Source organism: Campylobacter sp. CH246 (assembly GCF_004378835.1).
Lineage (GTDB): Bacteria > Campylobacterota > Campylobacteria > Campylobacterales > Campylobacteraceae > Campylobacter_D > Campylobacter_D jejuni.
Map to the genome: position 1 here is coordinate 142,656 of NZ_RYYA01000001.1, position 13,913 is coordinate 156,568.

A 13,913-nucleotide genomic window follows, 5' to 3' on the forward strand; every position below is an offset into this window, starting at 1 on the left:
TCACTTTAACATTTTTTCTATAGGCAGAACTAAAATCGAACTCGCACCTTCTTCTTTTAAAGCCTCCATGGTTTCCCAAAAAAGATTTTCTTTACTTACCATATGTAAAGCTACATTTTTTTCATCGTGTGCTAAAGGTAAGATAGTCGGTCTTTCAACTCCTGGAAGTAGGGCTTGAATTTTATCAAGCTTTTCTTTTGGAGCATGAAGCATAATGTATTTAGATTCTCTTGCTTGCATTACTCCTGCTACACGCAACATAATTTTATCCACTAAGGCTTGTTTTTCTTTACTTAAAGCATTTTCTTTCTGAATCAAACAAGCACGAGATTCATAAATGACTTTAACTTCTTTAAGATTGTTTGCTTGTAAAGTTGCCCCGCTTGAAACAAGATCGCAAATCGCATCGGCTAAATTTGCCCTAGGGGCTACTTCAACAGAACCTGTAAGCATACAATTTTTATAATTAATCCCATTTTCTTTCATAAAACGCTTTAAAAGTTGTGGATAAGAAGTAGCTATCCTTAAGCCTTCAAAATCTTTCAAATTTTGAAATTTATTTTCTTGAGGTAAGGCAAGAGAAAGACGGCAATATCCAAAATCTAGCTTTTTTAAAAGCTTATAGCTTGGATTTTCTCCTAAAGACTGGCGTTCAAGTTCATTTTCTTCTAAAACATTTTCCCCTATAATGCCTAAATCTACAACCCCATCAAAAATAAGCCCAGGGATATCATCATCTCTAACGCGTAAAATATCTATGGGTAAATTTGTAGAAAAAGCGATCAAACTTTGTTCATGGATATGCATTTTAACACCACATTCTGAAAGAAGCTCTATGGATTCTTTTGAAAGTCTACCTGATTTTTGTATCGCAATGCGTAAACGAGTGTTTTCTTGCATAACATATCCTTGAAATTAAAAATTAAAAACTTATATTAGCATAAGTAGTTGAATTTTTAGCAAGGGTTTTAGAAAATAAATAAATTTAATTTTATTTAAAATAATTATTTAAAACTTTTTATTTTTAGGATATTTAATTGAAGTATTAATCCTAGCAAAAGCTAGGATTTGATTAAGCTACAAATTCGATGAAAGCCATTTCAGCGGCATCACCACGGCGAATTCTTGTTTTGATGATTCTTGTATATCCGCCATTGCGATCTTTGAATTTTGGAGCAATTTCAGTTACTAGTTTATTGGTAGCGTTTTTATCTTGTAATAAAGCAAAAACTGCTCTATGAGCGTTAAAATCTCCAAGTCTTGCTCTAGTAATCAATCTTTCTACATAACCTCTTAATTCTTTAGCTTTTGGTAGAGTGGTTTCGATTTTTCCGCTATTTACTAAAGCTATAGTTAAATTTTTTAATAAGGCAGCACGATGAGATGAAGTTCTGCCAAGTTTTCTATATCCATGTTTATGTCTCATTCTTTATCCTTCGTTTTGTGCTTTTAATTCTGCGATTTTATTTTTAAGTATTTCTTTATTATCGCTAAGCTTAGAAGTTCCCACAGGAAAACCTATGCTTTCCATGATGTTTTTAATTTCATCAAGAGATTTTTTACCTAAATTTTTAAGCCCTGCAAGTTCACTTACACTCATCAAAGCAAGCTCGCCTATGTAAACTACTCCTGCTTTTTCAAGACAATTATAACTTCTAGCACTTAAATTTAAATCTGTAATGTTTTGCAATAATTTAGTATTTTCTAGTTCATTGCTTGTTGCTTGATTTTTAATTACACTTCTAACATTGGTAATTTTATCAAATACTGATAATTGTTTATACATAGCTTCTAGAGCATTTTGAAAAGCTTCATTTGGAGTGATTTGTCCATCAGTTGTTACGGTTAAAACCACTTTTTCATAATCAGGATTATCTTCAAATAAAACTTTTTCAATATCATAGGTTGCCTCTCTTACAGGTGTAAAGAAAGCATCTAAAGCTATAAATTTAGGATCATTTATAAGCTCTTTAATTTCTTCGCTTGGTACATAGCCAATACCTTTTTCAACGATCAATGTGAATTTGAGTTCAGCATCTTCGTTGATTGTTGCTAGATAGGCGTCTTTATTTACTACTTCTACTTGATCATTATTTAGATCTTTGCCGTAAATTTCTTTTGAGCCTTTAAAGCTAAATTCTACTATTTCTTTATTTGATTCGCCTTTAATTTTAAAGCGTAGTTTTTTTAGATTAATGATAAAAAGTGCTACATCTTCAAGCATACCACGCATGCTATCAAATTCATGAGCTACGCCATCAATATGAATCGCAGTTGGAGCATATCCTATGGTGCTAGTGTAAAGTAAACGGCGTAAAGGATGGGCTAGGGTGATTCCATAGCCGATCTCAAAAGGCCAAGCACTGATTTTAGCCACAGTATCACTAATGTTTTCTATTGTAAATTCTGTTGGCGTATAAGCAGATGTTGTAATATTTCTCATATTTAGCCCCTATTACTTAGAGTAAAGCTCAACGATAAATCTTTCCTCAACCGGAATGACAACTTCTTCTCTTTCAGGTTTTCTTGTGAAAATTCCAAATCTTTTATCTTTTTCAACATCAACCCAAGCAACGATTCCAGTTTGTGCTGTAAGTTCGATAGCTCTTGTAATTTGAGGATTGTTTTTGCTTTTTTCGATAATTTCGATTTTAGCACCTGCTTCTACTCTAAAGCTAGGAATATCCACTCTTTTACCATTTACTAAAACATGTCCATGTGTTACAAGTTGTCTTGCAAAACGACGTGTTGTAGCAAAACCCATTCTATATACTACATTGTCTAATCTTTGTTCTAAAAGTTGGATAAGTAATACCCCTGTATTTCCTTCTCTTCTTGCTGCTTCAGCAAATAAACGACGGAATTGCTTTTCGCTTACTCCATACATAAATTTAGCTTTTTGTTTTTCTCTTAATTGAAGTCCATACTCACTAATTTTACCTTTTCTTGCTCCGTGTTGTCCTGGTGCATAAGGGCGTTTATCTAGTGCACTTTTGCCAGCTAGTCTTCTTTCTCCTTTTAATGCTAAGCTAACACCAAAGCGTCTTTCTAATTTTTCTACTGGTCCTCTATATCTTGCCATAATATTCTCCTAAATTTTTCTTATATCTTAGACACGACGACGCTTAGGCGGTCTGCAACCATTGTGAGCTAATGGAGTGATATCTTTTAAGAAAGTTACTTTGATTCCTTCCATAGCACCTACACTCTTAACAGCAGTTTCTCTACCGCTTCCTGGTCCTTGTACTTTAATGCCTACTTCTTTAATTCCGTGTTCTTTTGCTTTATTTAAAGCGTCTTCTACTGCTTGTTGTGCTGCATAAGGAGTTGATTTTTTAGAACCTTTAAATCCTAAACCACCTGCACTACTCCAAGCGATAGCATTTCCCATTTCATCAGTCACTGTAACCATAGTATTGTTAAAAGTCGCACTGATATAAACAATACCTTTTGCTATATTTTTTTTAACTACTTTTTTCTTTACGATTTTTCTTTTTGCCATGATTTATCCTTATGATTTTGCACCAACAGTTTTTCTCTTACCTTTTCTAGTTCTTGCGTTTGTTTTTGTTTTTTGTCCGCGAACTGGTAAGCCTTTTCTGTGTCTTAAGCCTCTAAAGCTTCCTAAATCCATAAGTGCTTTAATATCCATAGCAACTTGTTTTCTCAAATCCCCTTCAACCATATAGTTTTCTTGAATTTCTTTACGGATAGCTGCTGCTTCATCTTCACTTAACTCATGAACTCTTTTATCATAAGAAATTCCTACTTTATCTAGAATTTTTCTTGAAGTGAAAAGTCCTATACCATAAATATAGGTTAGTCCATACTCAATTCTTTTTTTCTTTGGTAAATCCACACCTGCAATACGAGCCATGTTTATCCTTGTCTTTGTTTATGTTTTGGATTTTCGCAAATAATGCGAACCACGCCTTTACGGCGAACTACTTTGCACTTGTCGCACATCTTTTTAACCGATGGTCTCACTTTCATGAGCGTCTCCTTGAATGAATTCCACTTGATTTACGACTACATCAGGTTTTATGAATAACCAACTATTTTCAAAATAAGTGGTGGATTTTAAAAATACTTCTTCATATAGTTCGATGTAATTTGTCGCAAAAACTCTAATTTTATCTAAAATTAGCTTTTAAATAACTTAGATTATTTATATCTAAAAGTTATACGCCCTTTATCAAGGCTATAAGGTGTAAGTTCTACTTTTACTTTATCACCTGGCATTATTCTTATATAATGCATACGCATTTTTCCTGCAATATGACATAAAATTACATGTTTGTTGTCAAGTTCAACCTTGAAATTTGCATTAGGCAATGCTTCAAGTACAGTGCCATCAATTTCAATTACATCATCTTTTGCCAAAATTTTCTCCTTTCATGAAATAAAAAGGCTATAATTTTAGCAAAAATTATTAAAATTTTTACTTAATTTTTAGTAATTTTTAAGTAATTAATCTAAAAATTTAGGTTTGATAAAAGGCACATGAGTCCCTATAACTTTGAGTTTTCTTTCTTTAAATTCTTTAAGTAGTTTTTCCCTCGTTTGTATAGCCTCATTTTGATCTATATCAAATTTTATAGCGATTTTAGGTTTTGGGATTTGTATATCATAAAGATGAAGTAAATCTCCCCAAAAGACTATTTTATCATCAATTATGATAGCATTTTGACCTGGGGTATGCCCGTAAGCAGGTATGGCTTTAATGCCTGAATTTTGAAAGATCAAATCTTTGGAATGATCGATAAATTCTATATTTTTAAGTTTAAGCAAGGTGTTTTTAATTTCTTGTCTATCGCTTTTGATCCAAAAATCATATTCTTTTTTATCGATTAAAATTTGAGCTTTTGGAAAAAGATTTTCTTCGCTCATTAAAGCACCTATATGATCAGGATGTGCGTGTGTTAAGATAATATGAGTGATATCTTTAAAATCGGTTTTATGGATATGTAATTTTTCTTTTAATGTGTCAATAGTATCTAAAAACCCTGTGTCTATTAAAGCATTAAAATTTGGATTTTTTATCAGAGCAATATTATGCTCATTTCTTTTGATTTTTGTGCGAGTTTTTTCTATAAAATTCTTATCTTCATCGTTTTGTGGCACTAAAAAAGAAAATAATAAATTTAAAAATTCATCATCAGATTGTTTAAGCGAGATTATATGGGTTTGATTTGAACTTTTGCTTGTGGTTTTTTCTTCTAAAAAATAAAGATTGGTTTTTAAAAGAGTGGTTATAAAATTAAACATATTTATCCTTAAATTTTTAGATAATATTTTGGAAATGATTATAGTATAATAAAAACAATGTTTTTAAAATTTAAGGTAATTAATCAATGAGAAAATCAAAATTTGGAACAAAGGAAATTAAGATCTTAGGACTTTCTTCACTAGGAGGAACTTTAGAATTTTATGATTTTATTATTTTTGTCTTTTTTGCTGAATATATAGCCAATGTATTTTTTCCTAAAGGTATGAGTGAATTTTGGGCTTTATTAAATACTTATGGAGCATTTGCAGCTGGATATTTAGCACGTCCTTTAGGTGGTATAGTTATGGCACATTTTGGAGATAAATTTGGGCGTAAAAATATGTTTATGCTAAGTATTTTACTAATGGTTCTTCCCACCTTTGTCTTAGCTTTTATTCCAGGTTATGAAACTCTTGGGTTTTTAGCTCCTATTTTATTGATACTTATAAGAATTTTTCAAGGCATAGCTATAGGTGGAGAATTGCCTGGAGCTTGGGTTTTTGTAAGAGAGTATTGTCAAGAAAAACAAAAAGCTTTCTTTTTAAGCTGTTTAAATTCAGCTATGGCTTTAGGAATTTTGTTAGGAAGTATAGTATTTTTAATCATTAATGCTTTTTTTAGTATAGAAGAAATTGCTACTTATGCATGGCGTATTGCTTTTTTTGTAGGTGGAATTTTTGGGATTATTTCTATTTATTTGCGTAGATTTTTGCAAGAAACTCCTGTTTTTAAACAAATGAAAAAAGAATCATCGCTTAGTTCTTTTCCACTTAAAGATTTATTTAAAGAAAAGGATATTGTAAAAAATTTATTTTCATCAATGATGATGACTTGGGTTTTAACAGGTTGTGTTATTGTGCTTGTTTTATTAATGCCTAAATTTATGCCCAGTATTTTAAATTTAAGTGGGGTTGAAGGAAGTTATTTACAGATATTAGGAATTTTGGGAATAGCTTTAGGCGGGCTTTTTATGGGTTATCTTGTAGATAAATTTGGTTTATTTAAAATTTGCATTTTCTTTTCTTTAGCTTTTGTATTTTTTTCTTTTTTATATTTTTATGCTTTATATGAGCTTAAAAATTTGGTTTTGGTGTGTATTTTGTATTCGATTGTTTGTTTTTTAGGTGGGATTAATGTGTTCGCACCTATTTTAATGAGTGAAGTTTTTAGAGCTAAAATAAGATTTTCAGGAATTTCTTTTTCTTATAATATTGCTTATGCAATTTCAGGCGGTATTACTCCGCAACTCGTTTTTTGGCTTAATACACTTGCGAGTAAAAATGAAAATCCATTTTTATATGGTATGAGTATATATATGATTTTTTTAGCGTTATTAGCTATTTGTGCTGTTTTTATAGTAAAAGATAAAATAAAATTTTGATAATCACTCTTAAAATGTTATAATTAAAATTATATTTTGGAGTTTATAAATGCCTTTTATTATGGAATTACTTAAGCAAAATAAATTAAAGTTAATTTCTTTTTTGCTTTTTTCTTTTATTACAAGCGTTGTTGGAGTTTTAACTCTTGTTTTTATCAATGATTATTTGCTTAAAAATGCACAAAACATTCCTATTTTTTATTTTATTGTTTTGCTTTTGATTTTTTTTATAAGTTCTACCATAGTTGAACTTGGACTTAGTATTTTTGGACAAAATTTTATTTTTAAAATGCAAAGGCGCGTAGTAAAGCAGATCTTAGACACCCCTTTGTTAAGAGTCGCTAAAGTAGGTAAGGCTAGAATTTTAGCTTCTTTGGGAAGTGATGTGAGAAATATATCTTTTGGGCTTTTAAGATTGCCTGATTTTTTACAATCAAGTATATTGATTTTATGCACTAGTGTTTATTTATGTTATCTTTCACCACAAATTTTTGCTTTGTGTGTGGTATGGATTATGGTTATTTTTATTACTAATAATTTTTTGATGATGAAAGTATATCAGTATTTTAGAAAGGCAAGGGAAAATGATGATGCTTTGCAAAATAATTACCAAAATATACTAGATGGACATAAAGAACTTTTGATCAATCGTGATAGAGCCAAGCTTTATTATGAAGATGAATTTGAAAATAATGCAAGATTGAAAAAGAAAAATAGTACTTTAGGTAATCTTTTTAACAATCTCTCAAACAACTGGACAAATGTAACTCTTTTGGCTTTAGTGGGTGTAGAGTTTTACTTAGCTTTAAAATTTGAATGGGCAAGTGTTGCAGATGCTACAACTATAGCTCTTTCTATTTTGTTTTTACGAACCCCTTTAGTATCTATGATAGGATCTTTTCCTACTTTGCTTTTGGCAAAAATCGCTTTGGATAAGATCGCAAAATTGGAATTAGATGATTATATAGAAGGTTTTAAAAAAACACATTATATCAGTGAATGGAAAAAAATTTCTTTTAGAAATACTCAATTTGCTTATGAAGAAAATTTTCATTTAAATCCTGTAAATATAGAGCTTAAAAAAGGTGAATTGGTATTTTTAATAGGTAAAAATGGAAGTGGTAAATCCACTTTTTGTATGCTTTTGACAGGACTTTTTAAGCCAAGCAAAGGCGGAATTTATGTTGATGATACGCTTATAGATGATAAAAATTTAGATGAGTATAGATCTCTTATTTCTGCTGTTTTTAGCGATTTTCATCTTTTTACTAAAACCTTAAATAAAGAAAATTTTGCAAGCGAAGAAAAAATTGCTTTTTGGTTGGAGTTTTTAGAACTTAAAGATAAAACAAGTGTCAAAGATAATGAACTGACCTTAACCAAACTTTCTACAGGGCAAAAAAAGCGTTTAGCTATGCTTATAGCCTTGCTTGAAGAAAGGGATATTTTAGTGCTTGATGAATGGGCGGCTGATCAAGATCCTGTTTTTAGAAGATTTTTTTATAAAAAACTTTTACCTTTGCTAAAAGAGCAAGGTAAAACAATCTTTGCTATCACACATGATGATGTGTATTTTGATATGGCTGATAGAATTTTACTTGCACAAAATGGTCAAATTTGTGAATTAAAAGGCGATATAAAAGAACTAGCAAAAAATGCGGTAGAAAAATTTTAAAGGAAAAAAATGAAAAAATTACTCATTTTATGTGTATTTTTAGGAGTAAGTTTAATGGCAAAATCTTTTGAGCTTGTAAAAGAGCCTGTGTTAACTACACAAATGGTTGAAGGGATTTTGGAGCTTGCAAAGAAAGAAGCAAGAAAAAATGGCTTTTATGTAAGTATTACTATAGTAGATAAATCTGGCCAAATTTTAGCAGTTTTAAGAGATGATAAGGCGGGCGTGCATACACTTAATGCTAGTTATAAAAAAGCTTATACGGCCACTTCACAAAAAAGAGAAACAGCGGTTATTTTTAAAGGTGTAAAAGATGGTAAAATACCTGAAGATATTCGTTATTTAGATGATAAGTTTTCCATTATGCCTGGTGGGGTGCCGATTTTTATAGATGGAGTTGTTGTTGGTGGTATAGGTGTGGGTGGAGCACACTTAGATGAGGATGTAAAAATAGCTAAAGCAGGGATAGCATTTTTAAAATAGGCTTTGAACATCAAAGCCTATGATTACTTAGCTTTTGCATAAATTTCTTTTTCAATGTCTATGTAAAATTGTGCGATAGCTTTGTAAGCTTCTTCCCAAGCTTTTAGTGTGGTTTCATCTGCATTTAATACTACTTTGATAGCTTTTAAAAGACAAGCCCCCACTATAGGATAGTGCTCTTCTTTAACATTTAATTTTGTATGGGTTATAGCTACTTTATCAACAAAGCTTCTCATATTTTCTAAATTTTCTATATTTTTAGCTGCCATTAAAATTGCCATAGCTAAGGCTTTTGGTTGTTCTCCAGATGCTTGTTTTTCCATATTAAACATAGGTTTTACCTCAGGATAATCATTAAACATTATTTTATAAAACTCATTGGTTAAATCTACTCCATTTTTTTGCAAAATAGGCACACAATCTTTGATGATTTGTATTTGTTCTTTTGTCATAATTTCTCCTTTTTAATGTAAAAGAGATATTATATATCTTAAAAAGGAGAAAAAAATTGACTTGTGTTAAAATTTTGTATTTAGTTGATTGAAAAAGTCTTGCATTAACATTGTTAATGCTTTATAAAAATGTGTTTTAGCTTTATTGATAACATCAAAACTCCACATGTTAAACCAAGTAAAAAATTCTTCTTTTAAGAATTTTTGCAAAATTATATCATCTTGTTTTTTGATTAAAAAACTAATAAATAATAATTCATTTATCAAGCTATCTGCAGGTTCTTTATTAAAAAAAGAAAAAAAGTTATTTTGCACAAAAATTTGCTTAATTTTATCAGAATTATCTGAATAAATTTCTTTATTTTCATCAAGATAAAAAGAAGCAAAAGGCGGTGCTTTTACATAATCAACATCGCTTAAAAACAAAGATGTAAAATCACTTGCTATTAATTTATCATCTTCGTTTGAAGATGATAAAAGCTTTAAAGCGGTGCATTGCAATTTGCTATTATTTTTTAAAAACCAATTTTGCCAGAATTCTTCTTTTTTAAGTTTTTCTAGCAAAAAATGATTAGGTGGATTTTGCATAAAATTGATAAATATATCTATTGCTAATTTTTGCATTAAGAATGTCCCAACATGATTTGAGTACTTATAAGTCCATAAAATAGCATTCTGGTGGTAAATACCCCTAAAAATGCACAAAGTAAGGCAAAATAAGCAAAAAATTTACTTTTAAATTTTTCATGTAAATAATTATGCAAATGCCAAGTAACAGTCCCAAGTCCTAAGAATGCAAAAGAAAGCGATATAAACCAATCATAGGTTCCACCTAAAAGTTCAAAAGGGTTTACAAGCCCCATAATCCAAGTTTGTCCTACATGTAGGGTTTGCAAAACTATAGCAGTGCTTAAAAGCCCTATACCTATAAGTCCTGTAAAAAACGACATTTTTCTTTCATGTTCGCTATTTTCAAAAAAACAATAATAAATAATAGCGCCTAAAAATATAGCACTAGCAAAAAAATAAAGCAAAGTGATCTTAAAATCCCAAGTAGGCACACTTTCTTGCATGGAGCCATAAGCTCCACTCATAAAGAAAAGTCCTAAAATTCCACATATTAGCGTAAGATAAAACACCCAATTTGAAGTTTTTAGATAAAGTAAAAAACCCAAAGCACACACAAGAGATACAAATAAAATTTCATTATTCATCCAGCCTATGTGCCACTCATTGTTTGCATAAAAAACACCCATTCTATTTAATACATTAAAAATGTGTGTAATATCATTTAAATGAAAAAATGAAGGGATAAAAGCAACCATCATTGCAATTCCTAAGGCTAACCCAAAAGACTTTAAATTTGCATAATTTTTGTAACCATTTATAAATGCAGGTGCATAAACCAAACTAAGTCCAATTACAGCTTGTGCTAAAATAGTAAATAACACCAAAGGCATTTCGCTTAAAATGTGATTAAATGATGTCATTTTTAACTCCTTGGTAGTTTTGAGGTAGATGAAAAATCGCACTTTTATTACCTGAAGGCAAACTATGCTTTTCAGGCACTATACATAAATTCGGATGCGTGATAGAAGCATCAGGTAAAGGTGTGATAGAGGCTAAATTTCCGTGTTCTTCTCTCAGTTTTGTTATATCGCCTGCTTTTAATGCTCTAAAAGGACAAGAGTCCACGCAAATTGGATTTTTACCTTCTTTTAATCTCTCATAACACCCATCGCATTTGCTCATATGACCACTTTCATGGTTAAATTGAGGTGCGCCATAAGGACATGCCATAGCACAAGCTTTGCAGCCTATACACATATTATCATCGATTGCTACTATTCCCCATTTTATTTTCATTGTTGCACCGGTTGGACAAGCTTTAAGGCAAGATGGATTAGAACAATGATTGCAAGAAATAGAGGTGTAGTAAGCAAAAACACTTTGCTCAAAACTTCCATCTTCTTTACAGGTCCAATTTCCCCCTTCAGTCTCAAACACACGGCGAAAATTAACCCCCACAGGCATGTTTTTATAATCCTTGCAAGAAAGTGAGCAAGTCCTACAGCCTACGCATTTGCTTTGATCTAGCATAAAACCAAATTGTGAATTTTCTTCTAATTTCATCTTTTTCTCCTTAAACTTTTGCAATTTCAACTAAAATAGAATGTTGTCCATTTCCTTTAGAAATAGCAGTTGGTACTATACTTGCCAAAGAATTTACACAAGTTCCCATATCGATACCATTTTCATATTTTGCCCATGCACCTTGTGGGGTTACTGCACAACCTGGTATGATTTTTGGAGTAACTTTTGCTATGCCTTGTATGATTCCTAAGTCATTTCTTACTTGCACCACATCGCCCGTTTTGATACTTCTTTGCTCTGCATCTATGGTATTTATCCAAATTTCTTGCGGATTAGCTTCTCTAATTTGTGGAATTTCCCAAAAGCTAGAATGCGTTCTACCTTTGTAGTGATAGCCAAAAAATTGCAAAGGATACTTTTGTTTTAATGGATCCAAAATCCCTTCTCTTTGGCTTTCAAAAACAGGAATAGGCACTATTTGTTGTCCTTCTTTTAATTTCCAAGTTTTTTGCATTTGTGCGAGTTTTGTGCTATAAATTTCTATCTTTCCGCTAGGAGTTTTTAAAGGATTATTGATAGGATCTTTTATAAAACTTTGTAATGCCACTACAGGTTTTACAGGCTCAAATTTTACAAGTCCTTTTTCACATATTTCTTCAAAACTAGGCAAAAGTGGATTTTTTTTCATACTTTCTTCATAAAGGTATTTTAGCCAATCTTTTTGTGTTCTTCCTTCGCTAAATTCTTTTTCTATGCCAAGTCTTTTAGCAAGTTCAAGACACATTTCATAAATAGGTTTTGCTTCACCAACTGGCTCGATAGCTTTTTGACAATAAATAATATAAGGTTTATTGCTATAATATCCTGCGCTAGGTCTTATAAAATCTTCTTGCTCTAGCATAGTTGCATCAGGTAAGATATAATCTGCGTAGTTATTTGAAGGAGTTCTAGTTACATTAACATCTACTATACACTCACATAAATTCTCATCGCTTAAAATATCATGCACTTCTTTAATGGTGCTGTGCTGATTTGTAAGACAATTTCCTGCTGTATTGAAAATAAATTTGATATTTTGTTTTAATTGTGTTGTGCCACGCACCCCATCACTAATATCTGTCATTTCTTTTCCGCGATAAATAGCGTCTGTAAATAAAAAACAAGGAATGGAATCTTTTATTGGATTTTTAAAAGGCATGCCCATTATATCATATGTTTTACTTGACCCTGTTCGACATCCTGTATTTGTCCCTTCTATGCCAATATTTCCTGTAATACAAGCTAGAGTTGCTATCGCCCTTGCATTTTGTTCTCCATTTGAATGTCTTTGCACTCCCCAACCTTGTTCTATAAAACAAGGCTTTATGGTGGCAATTTCTCTTGCAAGTTGAACTATGCGGCGTGCTGGAATTTTTGTAATCTTGCTAGCCCAATCAGGAGTTTTTTCTACTCCATCGCTTAGTCCTAAAACATAGCTTTCATAGCTTGAGTTTTTGGCTGCATCTTGTGGCAGAGTATTTTCGCTAAAGCCTATGGTGTATTTATCAAGAAAAGTTCTATCAAGTAAATCTTCTTTTATCATCACATAAGTTAGTGCAGCAATTAAAGCTGCATCGGTTCCTGGTGCTATAGGTATTCACTCATCGCAATGCCCTATCATAGAATCATTGTATCTTGGGTCAATGTGAATTATTTTACATCCACTTTCTTCTAAGGCTTTTTGATAAGCATAGCCTACTCCACCACCTCCCATTCTAGTTTCAACATGATTTGCTCCAAAAAATATAGCTAATTTTGCAGAGCGTAAAGTGTATATATCGCTAGCAGGAGATCCACCATAGAAAAAATTCATAGCATTTGAAATTTGAGCCGTAGAATAAGAATTATGATAATTTAAATAACCACCATAAAGACTTAAAAGTCTAGCCCATGGACCTTGTGTACAGCGATTGATTATTGTTCCTGTTGTTCCTGTTGCATAATTTATATAAAAGGCTTCATTGCCGTATTTTTCTTTAATTTCTTGCATTTTGGCAGAAATTTCATCAAAAGCTTGTTCCCAAGAAATAGGCATAAATTTACCTTCGCCTCTTTTTCCCGTTCTTTTTAAAGGTCTTTTTAAGCGATTTGCATTGTAAACTTTATATCTTGAACTACGCCCTCTAATACAGGCTCTTGCTTGACGATTATCAAAGCTATCATCACCTTCATTATTAGTGCTGACATATTTAATAATTCCATCTTGAGTATGCACTTTTACAGGACATTTTGTTCCGCAATTTACATTACATCCAGCCCATTTGCTGATCAATGGTGGAGTTTTTAATAAATTTGCACTTAGACTTATAGGACTTAAGGTTAAGCCGCCAAACAAAGAACTCCATTTTAAAAAATCTCTACGATTTTGTTCCATGTTATCTCCTTACATTTATGTGACAAAAAGTAATTGCGATTATAGTACAAATAATAATTTTATTCAATTAAAATTAAGACTTTAAAACTCATAAATATAGGCTTTATAATGAATTTTTCGTTTATGAATTTAACATCAAAAAATAA

The 13,913-nt window shown here is 31.3% G+C and carries 17 protein-coding genes and 1 pseudogene; 3 read left to right on the forward strand and 15 right to left on the reverse strand.

All coding sequences use genetic code 11. The features are described from left to right. The 9 genes from hisG to ELQ06_RS00855 form a co-directional block, all read right to left on the reverse strand. Positions 1-900 carry an ATP phosphoribosyltransferase gene (hisG, locus tag ELQ06_RS00815; protein WP_002866577.1) on the reverse strand — a complete coding sequence of 300 codons (900 nt, stop codon included), beginning with the start codon at positions 898-900 and terminating at the stop codon, positions 1-3. Positions 901-1,072: 172 nt separating this feature from the next. Beyond that, the gene (gene rplQ / locus ELQ06_RS00820; RefSeq protein ID WP_002868307.1) at positions 1,073-1,426 is read right to left on the reverse strand and encodes a 50S ribosomal protein L17; all 354 of its coding nucleotides are present in this window, start codon (positions 1,424-1,426) and stop codon (positions 1,073-1,075) included. A gap of 3 nt (positions 1,427-1,429) precedes the next feature. Further along, positions 1,430-2,443, reverse strand: coding sequence for a DNA-directed RNA polymerase subunit alpha (locus ELQ06_RS00825; protein ID WP_002855748.1), 1,014 nt, complete (start codon positions 2,441-2,443; stop codon positions 1,430-1,432). A gap of 12 nt (positions 2,444-2,455) precedes the next feature. Then, on the reverse strand, positions 2,456-3,082 hold the full coding sequence (rpsD, locus tag ELQ06_RS00830; protein WP_002856574.1) for a 30S ribosomal protein S4: 627 nt from the start codon (positions 3,080-3,082) through the stop codon (positions 2,456-2,458). A gap of 27 nt (positions 3,083-3,109) precedes the next feature. Further along, positions 3,110-3,502 carry a 30S ribosomal protein S11 gene (gene rpsK, locus ELQ06_RS00835; RefSeq protein WP_002779544.1) on the reverse strand — a complete coding sequence of 131 codons (393 nt, stop codon included), beginning with the start codon at positions 3,500-3,502 and terminating at the stop codon, positions 3,110-3,112. A 9-nt stretch (positions 3,503-3,511) separates the two neighbouring features. Then, the gene (gene rpsM / locus ELQ06_RS00840; protein ID WP_002800121.1) at positions 3,512-3,877 is read right to left on the reverse strand and encodes a 30S ribosomal protein S13; all 366 of its coding nucleotides are present in this window, start codon (positions 3,875-3,877) and stop codon (positions 3,512-3,514) included. A 2-nt stretch (positions 3,878-3,879) separates the two neighbouring features. Further along, on the reverse strand, positions 3,880-3,993 hold the full coding sequence (gene rpmJ, locus ELQ06_RS00845; RefSeq protein WP_002781429.1) for a 50S ribosomal protein L36: 114 nt from the start codon (positions 3,991-3,993) through the stop codon (positions 3,880-3,882). Between the two features lie 171 nt (positions 3,994-4,164). Next, positions 4,165-4,383, reverse strand: a complete 219-nt coding sequence (gene infA, locus ELQ06_RS00850) for a translation initiation factor IF-1 (protein WP_002781436.1) — start codon at positions 4,381-4,383, stop codon at positions 4,165-4,167. Positions 4,384-4,470: 87 nt separating this feature from the next. After that, entirely contained in the window at positions 4,471-5,268 is a 798-nt protein-coding gene (locus ELQ06_RS00855; RefSeq protein WP_052797915.1) for an MBL fold metallo-hydrolase, read from the reverse strand. A gap of 86 nt (positions 5,269-5,354) precedes the next feature. On the opposite strand from ELQ06_RS00855, the gene ELQ06_RS00860 reads away from it, so the two are divergent. The 3 genes from ELQ06_RS00860 to ELQ06_RS00870 are packed head-to-tail and all read left to right on the forward strand — an operon-like array spanning position 5,355 to position 8,808. After that, positions 5,355-6,650 (forward strand): MFS transporter, encoded by a 1,296-nt coding sequence (locus ELQ06_RS00860; RefSeq protein ID WP_052793989.1) that lies wholly within the window; start codon positions 5,355-5,357, stop codon positions 6,648-6,650. Between the two features lie 49 nt (positions 6,651-6,699). Continuing rightward, the gene (locus tag ELQ06_RS00865; protein ID WP_052793988.1) at positions 6,700-8,325 is read left to right on the forward strand and encodes a multidrug ABC transporter permease/ATP-binding protein; all 1,626 of its coding nucleotides are present in this window, start codon (positions 6,700-6,702) and stop codon (positions 8,323-8,325) included. A 9-nt stretch (positions 8,326-8,334) separates the two neighbouring features. Continuing rightward, entirely contained in the window at positions 8,335-8,808 is a 474-nt protein-coding gene (locus ELQ06_RS00870; RefSeq protein ID WP_002783438.1) for a DUF336 domain-containing protein, read from the forward strand. Between the two features lie 23 nt (positions 8,809-8,831). On the opposite strand, the gene cgb is transcribed toward ELQ06_RS00870, so the two are convergent. The 6 genes and pseudogenes from cgb to ELQ06_RS00895 all read right to left on the reverse strand — a co-directional run. Further along, complete coding sequence (gene cgb, locus ELQ06_RS00875) at positions 8,832-9,260, reverse strand: single-domain globin Cgb (protein WP_052793987.1); 429 nt, start codon at positions 9,258-9,260, stop codon at positions 8,832-8,834. A gap of 66 nt (positions 9,261-9,326) precedes the next feature. Further along, positions 9,327-9,884 (reverse strand): molecular chaperone TorD family protein, encoded by a 558-nt coding sequence (locus ELQ06_RS00880; protein WP_052793986.1) that lies wholly within the window; start codon positions 9,882-9,884, stop codon positions 9,327-9,329. Further along, positions 9,884-10,750 carry a DmsC/YnfH family molybdoenzyme membrane anchor subunit gene (locus ELQ06_RS00885; protein WP_052793985.1) on the reverse strand — a complete coding sequence of 289 codons (867 nt, stop codon included), beginning with the start codon at positions 10,748-10,750 and terminating at the stop codon, positions 9,884-9,886. Before ELQ06_RS00885 ends, ELQ06_RS00880 begins: the two co-directional genes overlap by 1 nt. Then, positions 10,737-11,393, reverse strand: a complete 657-nt coding sequence (locus ELQ06_RS00890) for a DMSO/selenate family reductase complex B subunit (protein ID WP_052793984.1) — start codon at positions 11,391-11,393, stop codon at positions 10,737-10,739. The genes ELQ06_RS00885 and ELQ06_RS00890 overlap by 14 nt, the downstream gene beginning before the upstream one ends. Before the next feature lie 10 nt (positions 11,394-11,403). After that, the gene (locus ELQ06_RS09065; protein ID WP_312025546.1) at positions 11,404-12,138 is read right to left on the reverse strand and encodes a molybdopterin dinucleotide binding domain-containing protein; all 735 of its coding nucleotides are present in this window, start codon (positions 12,136-12,138) and stop codon (positions 11,404-11,406) included. Beyond that, positions 12,127-13,767, reverse strand: a pseudogene (locus tag ELQ06_RS00895) (molybdopterin-dependent oxidoreductase); the annotation flags it as partial. The pseudogene ELQ06_RS00895 and the gene ELQ06_RS09065, both read right to left, overlap by 12 nt. Positions 13,768-13,913 lie beyond the last annotated feature (146 nt).